This window comes from Aminobacter sp. MDW-2 (genome assembly GCF_014250155.1).
GTDB lineage: Bacteria > Pseudomonadota > Alphaproteobacteria > Rhizobiales > Rhizobiaceae > Aminobacter > Aminobacter ciceronei.
Genome location: NZ_CP060197.1, coordinates 4201521 through 4220458, shown reverse-complemented (window position 1 = coordinate 4220458; position 18938 = coordinate 4201521). Strand labels below are relative to the sequence as shown.

20 protein-coding genes are annotated in these 18938 nt (G+C 65.4%); 6 read left to right on the top strand and 14 right to left on the bottom strand.

Annotated elements, in window-relative coordinates; translation table 11 throughout:
- Nucleotides 1-51: 51 nt before the first annotated feature.
- A complete protein-coding gene (locus H5P29_RS20860) occupies nucleotides 52-324 on the top strand; it encodes an HU family DNA-binding protein (protein WP_018427423.1) in 273 nt (90 codons plus the stop codon).
- A 91-nt stretch (nucleotides 325-415) separates the two neighbouring features.
- Here H5P29_RS20860 and H5P29_RS20855 read toward each other — a convergent pair whose 3' ends face one another.
- The 4 genes from H5P29_RS20855 to H5P29_RS20840 all read right to left on the bottom strand — a co-directional run bounded on the left by H5P29_RS20855 (nucleotide 416) and on the right by H5P29_RS20840 (nucleotide 4417).
- Nucleotides 416-835 (bottom strand): DUF6636 domain-containing protein, encoded by a 420-nt coding sequence (locus tag H5P29_RS20855; RefSeq protein ID WP_154385559.1) that lies wholly within the window; start codon nucleotides 833-835, stop codon nucleotides 416-418.
- A 149-nt stretch (nucleotides 836-984) separates the two neighbouring features.
- Entirely contained in the window at nucleotides 985-2079 is a 1095-nt protein-coding gene (locus H5P29_RS20850) for a Xaa-Pro peptidase family protein (RefSeq protein WP_154385558.1), read from the bottom strand.
- A 92-nt stretch (nucleotides 2080-2171) separates the two neighbouring features.
- Nucleotides 2172-3764, bottom strand: coding sequence for an ABC transporter substrate-binding protein (locus H5P29_RS20845; protein ID WP_067962847.1), 1593 nt, complete (start codon nucleotides 3762-3764; stop codon nucleotides 2172-2174).
- Nucleotides 3764-4417, bottom strand: coding sequence for a helix-turn-helix domain-containing protein (locus H5P29_RS20840; protein WP_067962845.1), 654 nt, complete (start codon nucleotides 4415-4417; stop codon nucleotides 3764-3766). Before H5P29_RS20840 ends, H5P29_RS20845 begins: the two co-directional genes overlap by 1 nt.
- 227 nt (nucleotides 4418-4644) lie before the next feature.
- Between H5P29_RS20840 and H5P29_RS20835 the strand changes: the two genes are divergently transcribed.
- From H5P29_RS20835 to H5P29_RS20815, 5 genes are read left to right on the top strand one after another with little or no spacing between them, the layout of a single operon-like run.
- Nucleotides 4645-5637 (top strand): ABC transporter permease, encoded by a 993-nt coding sequence (locus H5P29_RS20835; protein ID WP_067966690.1) that lies wholly within the window; start codon nucleotides 4645-4647, stop codon nucleotides 5635-5637.
- Entirely contained in the window at nucleotides 5637-6542 is a 906-nt protein-coding gene (locus H5P29_RS20830) for an ABC transporter permease (protein WP_067962843.1), read from the top strand. Before H5P29_RS20835 ends, H5P29_RS20830 begins: the two co-directional genes overlap by 1 nt.
- A complete protein-coding gene (locus H5P29_RS20825) occupies nucleotides 6539-7369 on the top strand; it encodes an ABC transporter ATP-binding protein (RefSeq protein WP_067962840.1) in 831 nt (276 codons plus the stop codon). Before H5P29_RS20830 ends, H5P29_RS20825 begins: the two co-directional genes overlap by 4 nt.
- Nucleotides 7366-8109, top strand: a complete 744-nt coding sequence (locus H5P29_RS20820) for an ABC transporter ATP-binding protein (RefSeq protein WP_067962836.1) — start codon at nucleotides 7366-7368, stop codon at nucleotides 8107-8109. Before H5P29_RS20825 ends, H5P29_RS20820 begins: the two co-directional genes overlap by 4 nt.
- A gap of 14 nt (nucleotides 8110-8123) precedes the next feature.
- Nucleotides 8124-8630 carry a GAF domain-containing protein gene (locus tag H5P29_RS20815; RefSeq protein ID WP_154385557.1) on the top strand — a complete coding sequence of 169 codons (507 nt, stop codon included), beginning with the start codon at nucleotides 8124-8126 and terminating at the stop codon, nucleotides 8628-8630.
- A gap of 135 nt (nucleotides 8631-8765) precedes the next feature.
- Here the strand turns inward: H5P29_RS20815 and panD are convergent, their stop codons facing one another.
- The 10 genes from panD to H5P29_RS20765 form a co-directional block, all read right to left on the bottom strand.
- Nucleotides 8766-9218 carry an aspartate 1-decarboxylase gene (gene panD / locus H5P29_RS20810; protein WP_067962830.1) on the bottom strand — a complete coding sequence of 151 codons (453 nt, stop codon included), beginning with the start codon at nucleotides 9216-9218 and terminating at the stop codon, nucleotides 8766-8768.
- Between the two features lie 32 nt (nucleotides 9219-9250).
- On the bottom strand, nucleotides 9251-10234 hold the full coding sequence (locus H5P29_RS20805; protein WP_067962826.1) for a beta-ketoacyl-ACP synthase III: 984 nt from the start codon (nucleotides 10232-10234) through the stop codon (nucleotides 9251-9253).
- On the bottom strand, nucleotides 10231-11493 hold the full coding sequence (locus tag H5P29_RS20800) for an adenosylmethionine--8-amino-7-oxononanoate transaminase (protein WP_067962824.1): 1263 nt from the start codon (nucleotides 11491-11493) through the stop codon (nucleotides 10231-10233). Before H5P29_RS20800 ends, H5P29_RS20805 begins: the two co-directional genes overlap by 4 nt.
- On the bottom strand, nucleotides 11490-12149 hold the full coding sequence (gene bioD, locus H5P29_RS20795) for a dethiobiotin synthase (RefSeq protein ID WP_067962821.1): 660 nt from the start codon (nucleotides 12147-12149) through the stop codon (nucleotides 11490-11492). Before bioD ends, H5P29_RS20800 begins: the two co-directional genes overlap by 4 nt.
- Complete coding sequence (locus tag H5P29_RS20790) at nucleotides 12146-13282, bottom strand: 8-amino-7-oxononanoate synthase (RefSeq protein ID WP_185910152.1); 1137 nt, start codon at nucleotides 13280-13282, stop codon at nucleotides 12146-12148. Before H5P29_RS20790 ends, bioD begins: the two co-directional genes overlap by 4 nt.
- Nucleotides 13279-14277, bottom strand: a complete 999-nt coding sequence (bioB, locus tag H5P29_RS20785) for a biotin synthase BioB (RefSeq protein ID WP_067962815.1) — start codon at nucleotides 14275-14277, stop codon at nucleotides 13279-13281. The genes H5P29_RS20790 and bioB overlap by 4 nt, the downstream gene beginning before the upstream one ends.
- Before the next feature lie 62 nt (nucleotides 14278-14339).
- Entirely contained in the window at nucleotides 14340-15191 is an 852-nt protein-coding gene (gene nadC / locus H5P29_RS20780; RefSeq protein ID WP_067962812.1) for a carboxylating nicotinate-nucleotide diphosphorylase, read from the bottom strand.
- Between the two features lie 2 nt (nucleotides 15192-15193).
- The gene (locus H5P29_RS20775) at nucleotides 15194-16732 is read right to left on the bottom strand and encodes an L-aspartate oxidase (RefSeq protein ID WP_067962809.1); all 1539 of its coding nucleotides are present in this window, start codon (nucleotides 16730-16732) and stop codon (nucleotides 15194-15196) included.
- Nucleotides 16729-17703, bottom strand: a complete 975-nt coding sequence (gene nadA, locus H5P29_RS20770) for a quinolinate synthase NadA (protein ID WP_067962805.1) — start codon at nucleotides 17701-17703, stop codon at nucleotides 16729-16731. Before nadA ends, H5P29_RS20775 begins: the two co-directional genes overlap by 4 nt.
- Nucleotides 17704-17785: 82 nt before the next feature.
- Entirely contained in the window at nucleotides 17786-18730 is a 945-nt protein-coding gene (locus H5P29_RS20765) for a hypothetical protein (RefSeq protein WP_067966686.1), read from the bottom strand.
- Nucleotides 18731-18938 lie beyond the last annotated feature (208 nt).

Genomic DNA, 18938 nt, shown 5'->3' with positions numbered 1-18938 from the left:
GTCCTACCGGCTGAGTCTAATGTCCCGGTTTTCTCATGGAAGGGAATTTGAATGAACAAGAACGAACTAGTGTCCGCCGTCGCCGAAGCTTCCAAGCTTTCCAAGGGCGATGCGCAGTCCGCAGTTGATGCGGTGTTCTCCGTCATCACCGGCGAACTGAAGAATGGCGGCGATGTCCGGCTTGTCGGTTTCGGAAATTTCACCGTGTCAAAACGCGCGGAGTCGACCGGCCGCAACCCGCAGACCGGCGCAGAAGTGAAGATCCCGGCTCGCACCGTGCCGAAGTTCTCGGCCGGCAAGGGCCTCAAGGACGCGGTCAACTGATCGCTTTCCAGCCAAGATACTGATCGAAAAGCCGGGCTTGCCCGGCTTTTCTTTTGCCTGAAGCCAGGCGCGCAGCGGGTGGTCTCGCGCTTCAGTAGACCTGGGTTTTCGACTGGCTGATGAAGAAGCCATGGCCGTCATTGCGGCTGCAGCGCAGCCCGGATCTGTCCGACGTGCAGCTGAAGGGGCCCTTCCTCCAGCTGTTGCCATAGTCGAGCGTGTGCGAGCCGTCGCAGCATCCGCTGTCGCCAACATTCTGATAGCGCTTGGCTTTTCCCGATTTGCCGAGGATGAACCTGAGATAGGTCGGCTCGATGCGATCGCAGCCGAGCTCCGGCCCGCCATCTTCGGGTTCGTAGACGTCCGAGCCGCCGGCCGGCGTGTACTGGCAGCCGACTTTGCCCGAGGGCATGTTGAAGTAGACAAGGCCGCCGTCGGCCGGGAAGCTCTGTTCCGCAGCCTTTGCATCGATCGAGATCAGGGCGATCACCGCCACCAGCACAGAACGCATCGCCCCTCCAGCGCAACTCCAACGTCCCAAGGCGCAAGATTGCACCGGAACGCGGCAGGTCGACAATGGGGCGTTGATGGGGGGCCCGGGTTCAAAAAAAAAGGGCCGCTGCGGCGGCCCTTTGCGAGTTTGGCTGTATTGGCAAGCGCTCAGGCCTTGACCAGGAATGCCTCGCGCGGCAGGTCCGACAGCACCTCGGCGCGGTTGCCGCGGAGGATGACGATCTCTTCCAGGCGCAGTCCGAAGCGGCCCTGCAGATAGATGCCGGGCTCGATCGAGAACACGTTGCCCTCCTGCAGGATCGTTTCCGACGTGCCGGTGATATAGGGCTGCTCGTGAATGTCGATGCCCAGGCCGTGGCCGGTGCGGTGCAGGAAGTTCGGACCGTAGCCGGCGGCGGTGATGACGTCGCGGGCGGCCTTGTCGACCTCCTTGGCGGCAACGCCGGGCTTTGCGGCGGCGATTGCTGCCTGTACGGCACGCTCAAGCACGCCGTGCACCTCGTCAAAACCTTCCGGCTTGTCGCCGAACACGCCGACGCGGGTCATGTCGGAGGGATAACCGTCCTTGCGGCCGCCGATATCGATCAGCACGGCCTCGTTCGCCTTGAGCTTGCGGTCGCCGGTGTGATGGTGCGGGAAGGCGCCGTTCTCGCCGAAGCAGACGCTGACGAATTCTCCGGTCGCACCATTGGCTGCGTAGAAGTCACGGATGGCCTTGCCGACTTCGAGTTCGGTCACGCCTTCCCTGAGCGCGGCGAAGCCTGCCTTCATGGCACCGTCATTGAGCACTGCGTTCATCTTGAGCAGCGCATATTCGGCCTCGTCCTTCTTGCCGCGCAGGAAGCTCACCGTGTCGTTCAGGAAGCTGCGCGCAGCGCCGGGCAGGGCATCGAGCGCAAGCAGCGCGAAATCGGCGCGCATGGTCTCGTCGAGGGCAACCGAGACGGTGCCGCCCCCAACGCCGCAATCGGCGAGAAGCTGCACTAGGGCCGCCTGCGGACCATCGGCATCGGCCCAGGGATAGAAGGGCAATTTGGTGAAGGGGCGCTGGCTGTCGGCATTCAGCGCCGGCATCAGGAAGCCGGCATGCGTCTGCGACACGATCAAAAGCACCGGGCGTTCGTCGCCATGCGGCGACATGCCTGCGAGCCAGACAAGGTGCGAGGAGGGGCCAACGACCACCAGGTCGGTTCCCGTCTCAGCCATGCGCTCGCGCAGCCGCGCCATCCGCTCTTCGTACATCGTCTCTGCCTTCTTCGGATTTGGGGAGGGGGAATGTGAGGTGAGGGCGATGGGACCGCCCGCAAATGGGCGGTCCCTGCCAGGCCGGCTCGTCAGTTCTTCTTGACGAGGCGGTAATAGACGAAGTCGGAGGTTGCGCCGTTGACATAGCCTTCGACGTTCTTGGCACGCGCCACCTGGGTCGCGGCCTGGAACATGACGACGATCGGCGACTTCTCCTGCACCTTCTTCTGCAGGTCGACATACATTGCGCTGCGCTTGGCCGGATCGGCCTCGGCGAGAGCTGCCTTGGTCTCGTTGTTCAGCTCTTCCGGAACCGCCCAGCTGTTACGCCAGGTGGTGGTCGACTGGTAGTTTCCGTCGGAGTTGTCGGTGTTGTAGGCAAAAGCCTTGGCGTTGGAGTGCGGGTCCATGAAATCGGGACCCCAGTACAGCAGCATCGCCTCATGCGTGCGGGCGCGGTACTTGGTGATCACCTGCGAGCCGGTGCCCGGCACGATGTCGAAGTTGATGCCGGCTTCGGCGAAGCTTGCCTGCAGCGACTGCGCCATGTCGGTGAACGGCGTCGAATTGATGACGTCGAGCGTCACCTTGATCGGCGTCTTGATGCCGGCGTCAGCCAGGATCTGCTTCGCCTTGGCCGGATCGTAGCTGTAGGGCGTCTCGTCGAGCGAACCCGGGAAGCCCTTCGGCCAGAAGGCCTGGTGCGTCTGCATCTGGCCCTTCAGGAACGTGTCGGTCATGCCCTTGTAGTTGACCAGGTAGCGGGCGGCGTCCCAGACGGCCGGCGGTGTCAGCGACTCCGTCTTCTGGTTGAACGACAGGAAGTGCACGGCCGCCTGCGGATAGGTCTCGGTGGTTACCTTGTCGCTGCCGGCAAGCGTTGCGATCTGGTCCGAGGTCAGGTTCTTGGCCATGTCGACGTCGCCCGACTGCAGCAGCAGTTGCTGGGTCGCGGCTTCGGCGACGTGGCGGATGATGACGCCCTTGATGGCTGGCGCGCCGTTGAAATAGTCGGGGTTGGCGGTCAGGTTGATCAGCTCGCCGGGGCGGAACGCCTTGAGCACGAACGGGCCGGTGCCGGCCGAGTTCGACTTCAGCCAGGCGTTGCCCATGTCGCCATTGGCCTCGTTGGCCTGCAGCGTCACCGCGTCGACGATCGAACCCGGACGGGCGGCCAGCACGTTAAGCACGAAGGCCGAAGCGAAGTCGCCGGCATATTTGATGACGACCTTGTTGCCGTCGGCCTTGACCATCGAATCGAAATTCTCGGGCGTCCAGCCGAGCTGGGTCAGGATGAAGGCCGGTGCCTTGTTCAGCACGATGACACGCTTGAACGAATAGACCACGTCCTCGGCGCGCAGCGGGTTGCCCGAGGTGAACTTGACGCCGTCGCGCAGCGTGAATGTGATGGTCTTGTTGGCGTCGTCGACGGTCCATTCCTTGGCGAGGCCGGCGGCCAGCGTCTTGGTGTCGGCGGCGTCGTACTGGACGAGGCGGTCATAGGTCTGGGAGACATATTCGCCCGACGAGAACTCGTAGGCCTCGGCCGGGTCGATGCTGACGATGTCGTCGATGTTCTGTGCCACCACGAGCACGCCTGCGGGCGTGGCTGCAAGGCTGATGGCGGGCGTCATCGGCATCGCCAGCGCCGCGGCGAGCAGCGCGGCTTTGAACAGTTTCATCATTTTCTCTCCTTTTTGGTTCCCGTTGTCTTCTCTTCGGCCCGTGAACCGCGCAGGGCCGGATGCTCCGTGCGCGACCTGAACATCGGCAAGGTGCCGGTCCACAGCATGCGCGCGAACTGTTGGGTGTCGTTCGACCAGGAATGCGGACGATTGCCGCGGAAATGCAGGCTGTCGCCGGCCGAAAGCACCATCTCTTCGTCCTCGAGGCGCTGGGTGATCGAGCCTTCGAGGATGAACAGGATTTCCTCGCCTTCATGGCTGACCGTCTCGGAGCGGTAACCCGGCGGGACATTGAGGACGAAGGACGAGAGCACGTTGCCGGTGAAGTCGGCGGCGATGCGCTCATAGACGATCGACGAGCCGTCGACCGAGAATCGGTTGCGCTCGGCCGCGCGGGTCAATCCGTCCTCGGCGCTGGGCGTGGCGATGAAATAATCCACACCCACGTCGAGGCTGCGGGCGATCTGGGCGAGGGTGCCGAGCGAGGGGGTGGCATGATCGCGTTCGACCTGGCTGAGGTAACCGACCGAAATGCCTGCGGCGTCACACAATTCCTGCAATGTCATCGACAGCTGGCGGCGGCGGGCACGGATCAGCGCGCCAACCTTGGGCTGGCTCGACGGCGTGTTTTTGCTGGCCTCCGAGGACACGCTTTTTTGCTCCCATCAAAATTTTTTTGATCTAACCAAAATTTTTTGTATAGTCCAAGCAGAATTTTGCTCGACAGAAAACATCCGTGCCGCATCCGCGACGCGGCCAATGTGGTAGGAACAAAGACCGCGTGGCATCAGAAACCTCTACCGCCGCCAAGGCGCTTCCAACAGGGCCTGGCGGCTCGTCGCCCAATGCGCGGCACGCCTGGAAAACGGTGAAGGGCCTGCTCGGCGTCATCGTCGCCGTTGCCTTCACCTTCCTCGGCCTCCTTGCCATCACCTTCTTCATCGGCCGCGTCGTGCCGATCGACCCGGTTCTCGCCGTCGTCGGCGACCGCGCCCCGCGCGCCGTCTACGAGGCTGTGCGCATCGAGATGGGGCTGGACAAGCCGCTGATCGTCCAGTTCTTCCACTATGTCGGCAATGTGCTGACGGGTGACCTCGGCATGTCGGTGTCGACGGGCCGACCGGTCGCCGAGGATCTGGCCCGCGTCTTCCCGGCAACGCTGGAGATGGCGACGATCGGCATCATCATCGGCGTGCTGATGGGCGTGCCGATGGGCGTTTATGCCGCCAGCCGCCAGGGCAGCCTGCTCGACCAGGTCATCCGTGTCGTCGGCCTGCTCGGCTATTCGGTGCCGGCGTTCTGGCTCGGCCTCGTTGGTCTCGCGCTGTTCTATGCCAAGCTGCAATGGGTCGGCGGTCCCGGCCGCATCGACATCTTCTACGATGGCCTCGTCGAGCCGGTCACCGGCCTGCTTCTGATCGACAGCCTCATTGCCGGCGACACCGAGATCTTCGTCAACGCGCTGACCCATATCGCGCTGCCGGCTGCGGTGCTCGGCTTCTTCAGCCTTGCCTACATCGCCCGTATGACGCGCTCCTTCATGCTCGACCAGCTGGCGCAGGAATATGTCACCACCGCCCGCGTCAAGGGCGTGTCGGAGAGGCTGGTGCTGTGGCGCCATGCCTTCCGGCCGATCCTTGTGCCGCTGATCACCGTCATCGGCCTGTCCTATGCCGGCCTGCTCGAAGGCTCGGTCATGATCGAGACCGTGTTCTCGTGGCCGGGCATCGGCAACTACCTGACGACAGCGCTGCTCAATGCCGACATGAACGCCGTTCTGGGCGCGACGCTGGTCATCGGCGCCGTCTTCATCGGCATCAACAAGATTTCGGACGTGCTCTACCGCGTCCTCGACCCGAGGGCACGCTGATGGCTACTGGACGTGACTGGCTTCTCGACGATTCGCCGTCCTCGCGCCTGCAGGCCCGGCTTGGCCGCAGCTACCGGCTGAGCCGCGCGCTGGCGCGCAATCCGCTCGCCATGGTCGGCGCGGTCATTGTGCTGACGCTGATCCTGGTGGCGCTGTTCGCGCCCTGGATCGCCACCCATTCGCCTGTCGGCCAGGATCTCGCCATGCGGCTCAAGCCGCCGAGCTGGGACAACTGGATGGGCACCGACGAGCTTGGCCGCGACATCTGGAGCCGTGTCGTCTACGGCGCGCGCATCACGCTGATGATCGTGGCGCTGGTGGCAGTCCTTGCCGCGCCCGTCGGCCTGATCATCGGCGCCGTCGCCGGCTATTTCGGCGGCTGGGTCGATCGCATCCTGATGGGCATCACCGACATCTTCCTGTCGATGCCGAAGCTGATCCTGGCACTGGCATTCGTGGCAGCACTTGGACCCGGCATCCAGAACGCCATCATCGCCATCGCGATTGCGACCTGGCCCGGCTATGCCCGCATCGCCCGCGCCGAAACCCTGACCATTCGCAATTCGGAGTTCGTTGCCGCCGTCGAGCTGCAGGGCGCTTCGTCGTTCCGCGTCATCGTCAACCACATCCTGCCGCTCTGCACCTCCTCGATGATCATCCGCGTCACGCTCGACATGGCCGGCATCATCCTGACCGCCGCCGGCCTCGGCTTCATCGGCCTCGGCGCCCAGCCGCCGCTGCCGGAATGGGGCGCGATGATCTCCCGCGGCCGCTCCTTCATCCTCGACCAGTGGTGGGTGGCGACGATGCCCGGCTTTGCCATCGTCATCGTCAGTCTCGGCTTCTGTTTCCTCGGCGACGGCCTGCGCGATGTGCTCGACCCCAAGCATGGAGATCGGCAATGAACGCGCTGCTTGAAATCCGCAACCTGAAGGTCACGTTCCCGACGGCGCGTGGTCCTGTCGACGTGGTCAAGGGCCTGTCGCTGACGCTCGGCCGTGAGCGCCTCGGCATCGTCGGCGAGAGCGGCTCCGGCAAGTCGATGACCGGCCGCTCGATCCTGCGGCTGATCCGCTCGCCCGGCCGGGTCACCGCAGATGAGATGACCTTCAACGGCACCGACCTCCTGTCGCTGTCGGAAAAGCAGATGCGCTCGATCCGCGGCGCGCGCATTTCTATGGTGATGCAGGACCCGAAATTCTCGCTCAACCCGGTCATGACCATCGGCGATCAGATCGCCGAGGCATTGCTGACCCACCAGAATCTGGCGCGCAGCGACATCCGCAGCCGCACGCTCGCCATGCTGGAAGCGGTGCGCATCAACGATCCGGAGCGGGTGCTCGGCCTCTACCCGCACGAGGTCTCGGGCGGCATGGGCCAGCGCGTCATGATCGCGATGATGCTCATCCCGGAGCCCGATCTTCTGATTGCCGACGAGCCGACCTCGGCGCTCGACGTCTCGGTCCAGGCCCAGGTGCTCGAAATCATCGACGACCTGGTCAAGCGCAAGGGCATGGGGCTGATCCTGATCAGCCACGACCTCGACCTCGTCTCGGCCTATTGCGACCGCATCCTGGTGATGCGGAGCGGCGAGGTGGTCGAGGAGTGCGATGCCGGCGAGCTCAGGAACGCCAGGCATCCCTATACGCAGGGCTTGCTCGCCTCGATCCCGCGCCTCGACGAGAGCCGCGACGAGCTTCCTGTCCTCGAACGTACTGGGGCTTCGACATGACGGCGCTGGCGATCGACAATCTCGACATCTCCTATGGCGATTCGAAGGTCACCCACGGCATCGGCTTCGAAGTCGCCGAGGGCGAGAGCTTTGCGCTTGTCGGCGAGAGCGGCTCGGGCAAGACCACCGTGCTCAAGGCCATTGCCGGCATGGCCAAAAGCTGGACCGGCTCGATCTCGGTCTTCGGCGAGCCGCGCACCCATGGCATCGACCGTGCTTTTGCCAGGCAATGCCAGATGGTGTTCCAGGACCCCTATGGTTCGCTGCATCCGCGCAAGACTGTCGATGCGACGCTGAGCGAGCCGCTGACCATCCACGGCATCGGCAACAGCGGCGAGCGCGTCGACGAGGTGATGCAGTCGGTCGGCCTCGACCGCCGCTTCCGCTTCCGTTTTCCGCACCAGCTCTCGGGCGGCCAGCGCCAGCGCGTGGCGATTGCCCGTGCGCTGATCCTCAAGCCGAGGATGCTGTTGCTGGACGAGCCGACCTCGGCGCTCGACGTCTCGGTGCAGGCGGAAATCCTCAATTTGCTCAAGCGCCTGCGCCGCGAGCAGGGGCTGACCTATCTGATGGTCACGCACAATCTGCCCGTCGTGTCGTTCCTGTGCGACCGCCTTGCCGTGATGCGCCATGGCCGGGTCGTCGAGGTAGCTGATGTCGACCAGCTCAAGCGCGGCGAACTCGTCGATCCCTATTCGCGCGAACTGACCAGGTTCAGCGCGTCTCTTCCCAAGACTTGAAATAGAGGTACACCATGACAGAGACCAATTTCGCCGGGGCGCTGGCCGCCTTCGATGCCGCAATTGCGACCACATCAGAGGTCGAGGGCGTGTGGGCGGCGCTGCAGGCTCTGGCCGACGTGATCGTCGGCGCCAAGCTGTTCACCGTGATGAAGCTCGACTGGGCGACCGAAGTTTCGGGCCGCACCTACACCAGCCATCCCGATGCCTATCCCGTCTCGGGCACCAAGCCGATCAACCGCACCCACTGGTTCGAGACGATCCACGTCCAGCGTAAGCCCTTCGTCGCCAACACCATCAAGGACATTGCCGACGTCTTCCCCGATCACGAGCTGATCTGGTCGCTCGGCTGCGGTTCGGTGCTCAACTGGCCGGTCTTTGTCGGCGACACCATGCTGGGCACCGTCAACATGCTGCATGAAGAGCATTATTACACGCCGGCGCGCGTCGAAGCCGCCAGGCAGCTGTCGCTGGCCGCCAAGGCTGCCTTCCTCGCCGTCGAGCATCTCGAACGCCGCTAGAACCAGATTGATGCCGGGCCGTCTGTCGGCCCGGCTCTAAGGCATGATCCCGAAGAGCGGGACCGGTTTTCGGAAAAGATCATGCGACGGCAAAAAGACAGAGCCCCGTTCCGGTTCATCGGAATGGAACAGGCTTTAATGACTGCTGACCAGTGCCGGGATCGGAAGCCTGGCACTGGCTTCGTCAAGGATCGAGAAGCTGTAGCGGCCGGCCTGGTCGCGCTCGACCGAATAGGTCAGCCGGTCGGCGATGCGGTTGTCCTTGTCGAAGGTCAGGACGCGGGGCTTGAGCGCGGTGATCTCGCTTTCGTTCAGATAGACGGAATTGCAGATGATGACCTGGTCGCCAGCCTGGCATGTGCGGGCGGCAGCGCCATTGAGGATGCAGCAGCGTGAGCCGCGCTCGCCGAGGATGACATAGGTCGAGATCCGCGCGCCGGAGCTCTTGTTCCAGATCTCGACGAACTCCATCGGCAGAATGCCGGCTTCTTCGCAATGATCGGGGTCGAGCGTGATCGAGCCGTGATAATTGAGGTTGGCTTCTGTGACATGGATGCCGTGCAGCTTGCCGGCGACGATCTTGCGCATTGTTCCTCCCTGATCCGCCAGCCGGCGCGACGCTACATTCCAACCACCAACGCACCGCCGGTCATGCCGGCGCCTGCCGCCGAGAGCAAAAGCGTCTCGCCCGGCCGGAACGGCATAGTCCGATGCGCCAGGGCCAGCGACAGCGGGATCGTCGCCGCCGACGAATTGCCGTAGTCGGCGATCGTCTTGACGATCCTGTCGTCGGCGATGCCGAGCGACTTGCCCACCGCATTGAAGATGCGGGCATTGGCCTGGTGCGGCACGAAGCGGCTGACGGCTGATGTCTCCAGGCCTGCCGCAGCAAGCGCCTCCGTGGAGCAACGGCTCATCATCTCGACCGCCTTGGCGAACACCGCGCGTCCATCTGCGATGGTCATGCGCGTCTCTGTGATGTCGAGTTCGTCCGAGAAGGGCCGGTTGCTGCCGCCGGCGGGGATCTGGATCAAGCCGTAGCCGCCGCCATCGGCGGAAACGGACGCACCCAGAATGCCGTGGCCCGCGTCGTCGGAAGGCGTCAGCACGACCGCTCCGGCAGCGTCCGCAAACAGCACGCTACTTGCCCGCTCGGCCGGATTGATGCGGCGGCTCAGGATGTTGGCGGCGATGACGATCGCCGGCTTGTTGTGCAGCCGCACGAAACCGTCGGCGAAGGTCAGCGCATAGATGAAACCGGCGCAGGCGCCGGCGAGGTCGATGCCGCCCGACCTGGCGAGGCCGAGCTTATGCGCCACCAGAGGTGCGCTCGGCGGCAACAGGTGGTCGGGCGTCGAGGTGGCGAGCAAAAGCAGGCCGACATCCTCGCGCGCGATTTCAGCCTGCTGCAGCGCCATCTCCCCGGCATGTGCCGCGAGGTCGGACAAAGTGTCCTCAGGCTCGGCCCAGTAGCGCGAGCGGATGCCGGTGCGGCCTTCGATCCAGCCGGCATCGAGGCCGAGGCTCGCCTCGATTTCGGCGTTCTCGACCTTGCGGCCCGGCACATGGTGGCCGAAGGCTGAAATGCGCGCGGTCCGGCTCATCCGCTCTTCGCCAGCTCGGCGGCCTCGTCGACGGCGTCATAGAGCCGGTCGAGCTCGGCTGCGGTGACGCAATAGGGTGGCAGTACGTAGATGACGTTGCCGAGCGGGCGGACCAGGTGGCCGCGCTCGAGGAAGAATGCGCGCAGCTTCGGCCCGACTTCGGCGAGATAACCTGCCTTGCCGACAAGCAGGTCGACGGCGGCGATGGTGCCGGCCGTCCGAACATTCTCAAAACGTGCATCGCCGTTGAAGCGCGCGATCTTCTCCGCCTGCATCTTCGACAAGGCCGCCACACGCTCAGTCACCGGCTCGTCGCGCCAGATCCCGACATTGGCGAGGGCCGCAGCGCAGGCGATGGGGTTCGCGGTGTAGGAGCTCGAATGAAAGAAGGTCTTGGCGCGATCGGTGGAGAAATGCGCCCGGAAGATCGCGTCGGTGGCGAGCGTCGCTGCCAGCGGCACCGAGCCGCCGGTCAGGCCCTTCGATGTGCAGAGAATGTCGGGCGAGATGCCAGCCTGTTCGCAGGCGAACATGGTTCCGGTGCGGCCCCATCCGGTCATCACCTCGTCGGCGATGAACAGCGTGCCGGACTTTTCGGCGATGCGCTTGAGCTCGGTCAGCACCCGGGCCGGATAGATCAGCATGCCGCCGGCGCCGAGCACCAAGGGTTCGACGATGACGGCAGCAGCCTTGCCGTCGCGGGTCAAAGCCTCGAAGCGGTCGAGCGTCTCCTGTTCGCGGCCGGCTGCGGGGAAGGGGATGGTGTCGACCTCGAACAGCAGCGGGTCGTAGGCGGCGTTGAACACGCCGCGTTCGCCGACGCTCATCGTGCCGATGGTGTCGCCATGATAGCTGTGCTCCATCACGACGAGGCGCGAGCGCGGAGAACCATTGTTGCGGTGGAAACCGAGCGCCATCTTCAGCGCCACCTCGACGCTGGTCGAGCCGCTGTCGGAAAAAAACACCCAGTCGAGGCCTGAGGGCGCCATCTCGACAAGTGCCGAGGCCAATTTTTCCGCTGGCTCGTGGGTCAGGCCGGCGAAGATGACCTGATCGAGTGTTTCGGTGGCATTTCGGATCGCCTCGACGATTTTCGGATGGCGGTGGCCATGGGTGATGACCCACCAGGAGGAGATCGCGTCGAGGATGCGCTTGCCCTCTGTCGTTTCGACATAGGCGCCCTCGGTGCGCGCGATGACGGGCGGCACGGGCTCGGCGGCGTGCTGGGTGAAGGGATGCCAGACGGCGGAACGGCTCATGGCTTTGCCTGCAAGAACTGGGCCTCCAGGAAGTCGGCCGCGTTGAAGCTCGTCCGCATGGCCTCGGCGAGCGTTTCGGGCGTCAGCGGGTCGAGCCGGGGCAGGCGGCCAAGCACACGCACATTGCCCATCTCGGCGATGGTGCGCTGGGTGTCTGCCATCTCGTCGCCGATGAAGGCGACGCCCAGCAGCGGCACCGAGCGGGCGCGCAGCGCCTCGATGGACAAAAGCGTGTGGTTGATCGTGCCGAGGCCGGTGCGGGCGCAGAGCACCACCGGTGCCGCCCAGCGCGCGAAGACGTCGATGTAGAGCGTGCGCCGGTTGACCGGCACCATCAGCCCGCCGGCGCCTTCAACGACCAGTGGCCGTGCGGTGGCGGGCAGGGCGAGCGCGTCGGTGTCGATTTCGACGCCGTCGAGTTCGGCAGCGCGGTGCGGCGACAGCGGCTCCTTCAGCCGCCACGCCTCGGGCAGCATCCGTTCAGGCGCAAGGCCGGCGAGGCGTGTCACGATCTCGCTGTCGGTCTCTTCCTTGATGCCCGACTGCACCGGCTTCCAGTAGACGCCGTCGAGCAGGGCGGTCAGGCCCGCGGCGAAGACGGTCTTGCCGATGCCGGTGTCGGTGCCGGTGACCACGATCGTGGGCTGCGCCGTCATTGCGAGCATTCCTCTTGAAGGGCTGCAAACAGCGAGGAAACATCGTCCTCGCCGATATTGAGCGTCAGCGAGATTCTCAGCCGCGCCGTGCCCTCGGGCACTGTCGGCGGGCGGATGCCGCGGACGTCGAAGCCGCGCGCCTGCAGCGCTTCGGCAAGCTGCATGGCGCGCGGATTGTCGCCGATGACGATGGGCAGGATCTGCGATCCGCTCGGCACAAAGCCAAGCGTCTCCGCCTTGTCGCCGGCGAGCTTCACCAGCCGGGCCAGCCGCTCGCGCCGCTCTGGTTCGTCGGCGACGATGTCGAGTGCCGTGGCAGACGCCACCGCCATCAACGGCGAGGGCGCCGTGGCATAGATGAAGGGCCGGCAGCGGTTGACGAGATAGTCGCACAAAACCGCCGAGGCCGTGACCAGCGCGCCCGATGCGCCCAGCGCCTTGCCGCATGTGTGCAGCACGACGACATTGTCGCGGACTTCGAGATGGTGAGCCAGCCCGCGCCCCTCGGGGCCATAGACGCCCGTCGCGTGCGCCTCGTCGACGAACAGGAAGGCCTCGTGCCGGTCGGCGACGGCGGCGAGGTCGTCGAGCGGGGCGAAATCGCCATCCATCGAATAAAGGCTTTCGGTGACGATCCAGGCACGTCCGCTGCCGCCGCCCGTGCGCCAGCTCCGGATGGCGTCGTCCACAGCGCTGGCGTCATTGTGCTTTGCTTCCACCACCTCGGCGCGGCCGGCGCGCGCGCCTTCATGGGCGCTGGCATGGATCAGCTCGTCGAGCACGATCAGATCGCCTTTTTGCGGCAAGGTGGTGAGCACGGCGAAATTGGCGACATAACCGCCGCCGAAGAACAGCGCCCGTTCGGCGCCGAAGAAGCTCGCGGCCTTCTCTTCCAGTGCCTCATGCTCGGGGTCGTTGCCGCGCAACAGCCGCGAGCCGGTGGCGCCGACCGATGTACCGTTGGCGAGGGCAGTGGCAACCGCATCGGCCATGCGCTTGCTGCGGGCCAGCCCGAGATAGTCGTTGGAAGCGAAATCGAGCCCGGCACGGCCGCTCAGCGCACGCAGCCGACTCTTGCGGGCCAGCCCGCGCAGGCTGGCCTCGTAGCGGTCGAGCAAAGCCCGCCCTGTCACCCCGCGTCGAGCTCCATCGGCTGGATGCCGAGACGACGGAACAACGCCGTGTCCTTGTCTTCGCCGGGGTTTTCGGCGGTCAAAAGCGTGTCGCCGACGAAGATCGAGTTGGCACCGGCAAAGAAACACAGCGCCTGCATCTCGTCGCTCATCGCCGTGCGGCCGGCTGACAGGCGCACATGCGACTTCGGCATCATGATGCGGGCAAGTGCGATGGTGCGGACGAATTCGATCGGCTCGATCGGATCAGCTTCGCCGAGCGGCGTGCCCTCGATCGGGATCAGCATGTTGATCGGCACCGAGTCGGGATGCTCGGGCAGGTTGGCGAGCGTCAACAGCATGTCGACGCGGTCGGCCTTCTCCTCGCCCATGCCGACGATGCCGCCGCAGCAGACCTTGATGCCGCTGTCGCGGACATTGGCCAGCGTATCCAGCCGGTCGGCGAAGGTGCGGGTGGTGATGATCTCGTTGTAGTAGCGCTCGGAGGTGTCGATGTTGTGGTTGTAATAGTCGAGTCCGGCCTGCTTCAGGCGCTGGGCCTGGCCGAGATCGAGCATGCCGAGCGTCATGCAGGTCTCCATGCCGAGTTCCTTGACGCCTTCGATCATGGCGACGACGGCATCCATGTCGCGCTCCTTGGGGCTGCGCCAGGCTGCACCCATGCAATAGCGCGTGGCGCCGCCGTCCTTGGCCTTCTTCGCCTCGGCCAAAACACGCTGCACCTCCATCAGCTTGGAGGCCTTGAGGCCGGATTCATGCCGCGACGACTGGCTGCAATAGCCGCAATCCTCGGGGCAGCCGCCTGTCTTGATCGACAGCAGGCGCGACATCTGCACCCGGTTGGGGTCGAAATTCTCGCGATGGACGGTCTGTGCCCGAAACAGCAGGTCGTTGAAGGGCGAATCGTAGATCGCCTGGGCTTCCGCGCGGCTCCACTGCGGACGCGCGGCATTGATCTCGGTTGCGGCTGCGTTCAGGTGCAAATCGGCGTTCATGCGCTCTCCATTGCCAAGACGTGTCCTTGCCATCCCCACCCGGGGCGGGACCTTTGCCCCGGTCAGGGTGCCGTGTCCAGTCCTATGTCGAGGATCGGTGCGCTGTGGGTCAGCCAACCTACGGAAATCAGGTCGACACCGCTGGCGGCGATGGCGGGGGCGGTGGCGAGGTTGACCCGGCCCGAGGCTTCGGTGATCGCCCGTCCGGCGACCATTTTGACGGCCGTGGTCAAGGTATCAGGGGACATGTTGTCGAGCAGGACGGCGTCGACACCGAGTTTCAGCACGTCGTCCAGCTGTTCCAGCGTGTCGACCTCGACCTCGATCTTCACCAGATGGCCGACATTGGCCCGGGCGCGCTCGATGGCCGGGCGAACACCGCCCGAAATGGCGATGTGGTTGTCCTTGATCAGCACCGCGTCGTCGAGGCCGAAGCGATGGTTGGAGCCGCCGCCGCAGCGCACGGCGTATTTCTCCAGCGGGCGCAGGCCGGGCGTGGTTTTCCGGGTGCAGACGATGCGCGCTCTATGGCCGGCAACCGCATCGACGATGCCTGCCGTGGCGGTGGCGATGCCGCTGAGATGGGACAGGAAGTTCAGCGCCACGCGTTCGCCGGTCAGCAAGCCACGCGCAGGCCCGCTGAGTGTGGCGATGACGTCGCCCGGAACCAGGCGGCTGCCGTCGGGTTTCTCGACCTTCATCTCGATTGCGGGCTCGATCAGGCTGAAGGCAAGCGCTGCCAGGTCGAGACCAGCCACGACGCCCTGCTGGCGCGAGGCGAGCACGACTGTCGCCCGGTGGTCCGCCGGCACGATGGCATCTGTGGTGATGTCGCCGGCGCGGCCGAGGTCTTCCAGCAGGGCGGCGCGCACCAGTGGCTCGAGCATGATCCGGGGCAGGGGGGTGAGGTGCATCGTCAGGCGCTCCGGGCAATGGGCAAGAAATCGAGCGAGGCCGCGGCCTGCTGTGCCGCGTCGAGCGTGATGCGCGATCGGCGCGCCGCGGCGCTGCGCAGGGGGAAGTCGCTGCGGCTATGGGCGCCGCGGCTTTCCTCGCGGCCGAGCGCCGAGACGGCCATCATCAGCGCCACGGCGGCGGGATCGGCTGCCGGCGAATTGCCGCTGGCAATCGGTAGCAGTGCCGCAACTGCCTCGCGCAGGCTTTCGCCGTCGCGCAAGACGCCCAGCGAGGACGAGACGATGTCGCATGCAAAAGCCGGATCGGGGCGTACAGGCACCGGCGGCAAGGCGTTTGCCACATGGTGCGTATCGGCGGAGGCGGCGACGCTGCGTGCCACCCAGCCGGCCACGACGACGGCTTCGGTCAGCGAGTTGCTGGCCAGCCGGTTGGCGCCATGCAACCCGGATGAGGCGACCTCGCCGCAGGCCCACAGGCCAGGCACGGTGCTGCGGCCTTCGCGGTCCACCGCCACGCCGCCCATGTGATAATGCGCGGCGGGACGCACCGGGATCGGCTCGCGCGCGGGGTCGATCCCGGCGTCGTTGCAGTAGCCCGCAATCGTCGGAAAGCGGTCGGCAAAACCTGCGCCGAGGCAGGCCCGGGCGTCGAGAAACACCCGGTGGCCGCGGGCGAGATGGCGATGGACGCCGCGCGCAACCGCATCGCGCGTGGCAAGCTCGGCGCCCGGCAGCTCGGCGAGGAAGCGCCGTCCGGTTTCGTCGATCAGTACAGCGCCTTCGCCGCGCACCGCCTCGCTGACCAGCCGCATCGGCCGCAGCACGCCGTCGAGCGCGGTCGGGTGGAACTGGACGAATTCGAGGTCGGCAAATGCTGCGCCTGCGCGCGCTGCGAGCGCCAGGCCCTGGCCGAAGCAGCCGAGCGGGTTCGTCGTGTCGCGAAACAATGCGCCGACCCCGCCCGTGGCGAGCACGACGCGGCCGGTGGCGAGCGCCATGCTGCCGGTGCCGCCGGCGGCGAGAACGCCTGCGATGACACCGTTTTCGACGAGCAGCCGGCGCGCCGCGAAGCCTTCCACGACTGATATCGACGCGGTGTTGCGGACAGCGGTCACAAGCGCGCGCATCAGTTCGCGTCCGGTCGCCGCCCCTGCCGCGTGCACGATGCGCCTGCGCGCATGGGCGGCTTCGAGCCCAAGCTGCAGGGTGCCGCCGGCATCGCGATCGAAGGCGACGCCCAGCGCGGCGAGCCTGTCGATGGCCCGTGGCGCCGCCTCGACGATCCTGCGGACGATTGCCTCGTCGCACAGGCCGTCGCCGGCAGCCAGCGTGTCGGCGAGATGCAGTTCCGGCGAGTCGTCGTTGCCCATTGCCGCCGCGAGCCCGCCTTGCGCGATCGCGCTCGAGGCGTCGCTGCCCAGCGGGGCTGCGGACAGCAACACGACCGGCTCCGGCGCCAGCTCGAGCGCCGTCATCAGGCCGGCGAGCCCGCCGCCGATGATGACGGGGCGTCCGGCCAGGCGGGCGACGTCGGTCATACCGCAAGCATCCGTTCGACGGCGAGGCGGGCGCGCTCGGCGACGGCCGGGTCGATGGTCACGGCGTGTTGGTTGCGTTCGAGGGCGGAGCGGATATTGCCGAGCGTGATCAGCTTCATGTGCGGGCACAGATTGCACGGCCGGATGAACTCGACGTCGGGATGGTCGACGGCGACGTTGTCGCTCATCGAGCATTCCGTCACCAGGACGACGCGGGCCGGCTTCTCACGGCCGACATAGTCGGACATCGCGGCCGTCGAGCCGGCGAAATCGGCTTCGGCAACGACCTCGGGCGGGCATTCCGGGTGGGCCAGCACGGTAACGCCGGGATGGGCGGCGCGCATCTCGCGGATGTCTTCGGGCGTGAAGCGCTCATGCACCTCGCAATGGCCTTTCCAGGCAATGATCTCGACGTCGGTCTGGGCGGCGATGTTCTGCGCCAGATATTCGTCGGGCAGCATCAGCACGCGCGGCACGCCGAGCGATTCCACTACCGCCTTGGCATTGCCCGAAGTGCAGCAGATGTCCGATTCCGCCTTCACCGCGGCCGACGTGTTGACATAGGTGACAACAGGCACGCCGGGATAACGCTGGCGCAGCAGGCGGATGTCTTCGGGCGTGATCGAATCGGCCAGCGAGCAGCCGGCGCCCATGTCGGGGATCAGCACCGTCTTGGACGGGTTCAGCAGCTTGGCGGTCTCGGCCATGAAATGCACGCCGGCGAGCACGATGACGTCGGCCTCTACCTCCATCGCTTTGCGCGCAAGCGCCAGGCTGTCGCCGACGATGTCGGCGACACAATGGAAAATTTCCGGTGTCTGGTAGTTGTGCGCCAGGATGACGGCGTTGCGCTCGCGTTTGAGGCGCAGGATGGCGTCGATGTCATCGGAAAAGACCGGCCACTCGATGGCGGGAATGACGCGCTGGACGCGGTCATAGAGCGAGGCGGCGGAAGGGGTCATGCCAGACATCGTTGCTCCTATTATGCTCGAACTGAGTATAATTGGGGCATATGCTTAGCATGAGCATAAGCTCTGTCAAGCCGCGAATTGGCTATTTGGTGCCGGCGACCAGACGTTCGTCGAGCACGGCGTGGCGGAAACGGAACAGTTTCGCCGGGCGTCCACCGGTGTCGGCGCTCATTTCGCCGGTTTCCTCGACCAGGTCCTGCTGCTCGATAAGGCGGCGGAAATTCTGCTTGTGCACGGTAACGCCTGCCAGTGCTTCGACCGCGCGCTGCAACTGCAGCAGCGTGAAGGCCGGCGGCATCAGCTCGAACACGACGGGGCGATATTTGATCTTGGTCCGGAGGCGGCCGATGCCGGTGGCGAGGATTCGCCTGTGATCGCCGGTCATGGTCCGGCCCGGCACGGCAGGGGCATTCGTGTCGCCTTTCGCGCGCACCGCCTCTTCGACCAGACCTGCCTCGAACAGCAACTCGTAGCGCTGCAGCACCAGCTCTTCGTTCCAGTGACGGTCGTCGAAGCCGAAAGCGCCGGCGGCGCGGCGCAGCCGGTTCTGCCGCTTGTCCTGTTGCTCGGCAGCATCAGCCCACTGACGCAGGCGCGGCACGATGATGTCGTCGATAATTGCGGGCGCGCCCGTACGGTGGTCTTCCCAGGGGAAGAATTCGTACCAGTTGCGCCAGCTGCCCGGCGGCGTGCGGTGCGAGGGCTCTTCGCGCGTCAGGCCGAGATAGCTGATCGAAATCACCCGACGGGTGGCTTCCTCGATGCTGCGGTCGCGGTCGGCGAAGGTGTAGAGCTGCTCGATGTATCCAAGCGGGTGGCCGGTCTGCTGCTCCACCCAGTCGCGCAGTCCCGATTGCAGCGAACGATGGCCAAGCGCGAATGGGCCCGAGGGCAGGGTGGTGCCCTCCTTGACGGTGAGCACGACAGGATTTCCGTTGGGGGCCGCGACGAGCACCGCAATCAGATCCGCGCTGATCGCACGACGCTCAGCTGCACCTTCCTTGTCCGCCCCTGGTGTCTTCAGCATCTTGCCCTTCGTCGATTTCCGGCTGCAATCGGAAAGCCAGATGGACCAAAGGTCAACACCCAATTGCCTGCCGCCGACCTTCATCACATCAAGTGTTTGATGGTTATTGGCCTGCAAAGCCAAGAAAATCCACATGCCGAAGGGGATTACCGCGTGACGATGGGTAAAGCTGTCTCGCCGGGCTGACAAGAAGCTGACGCGTGTGTGG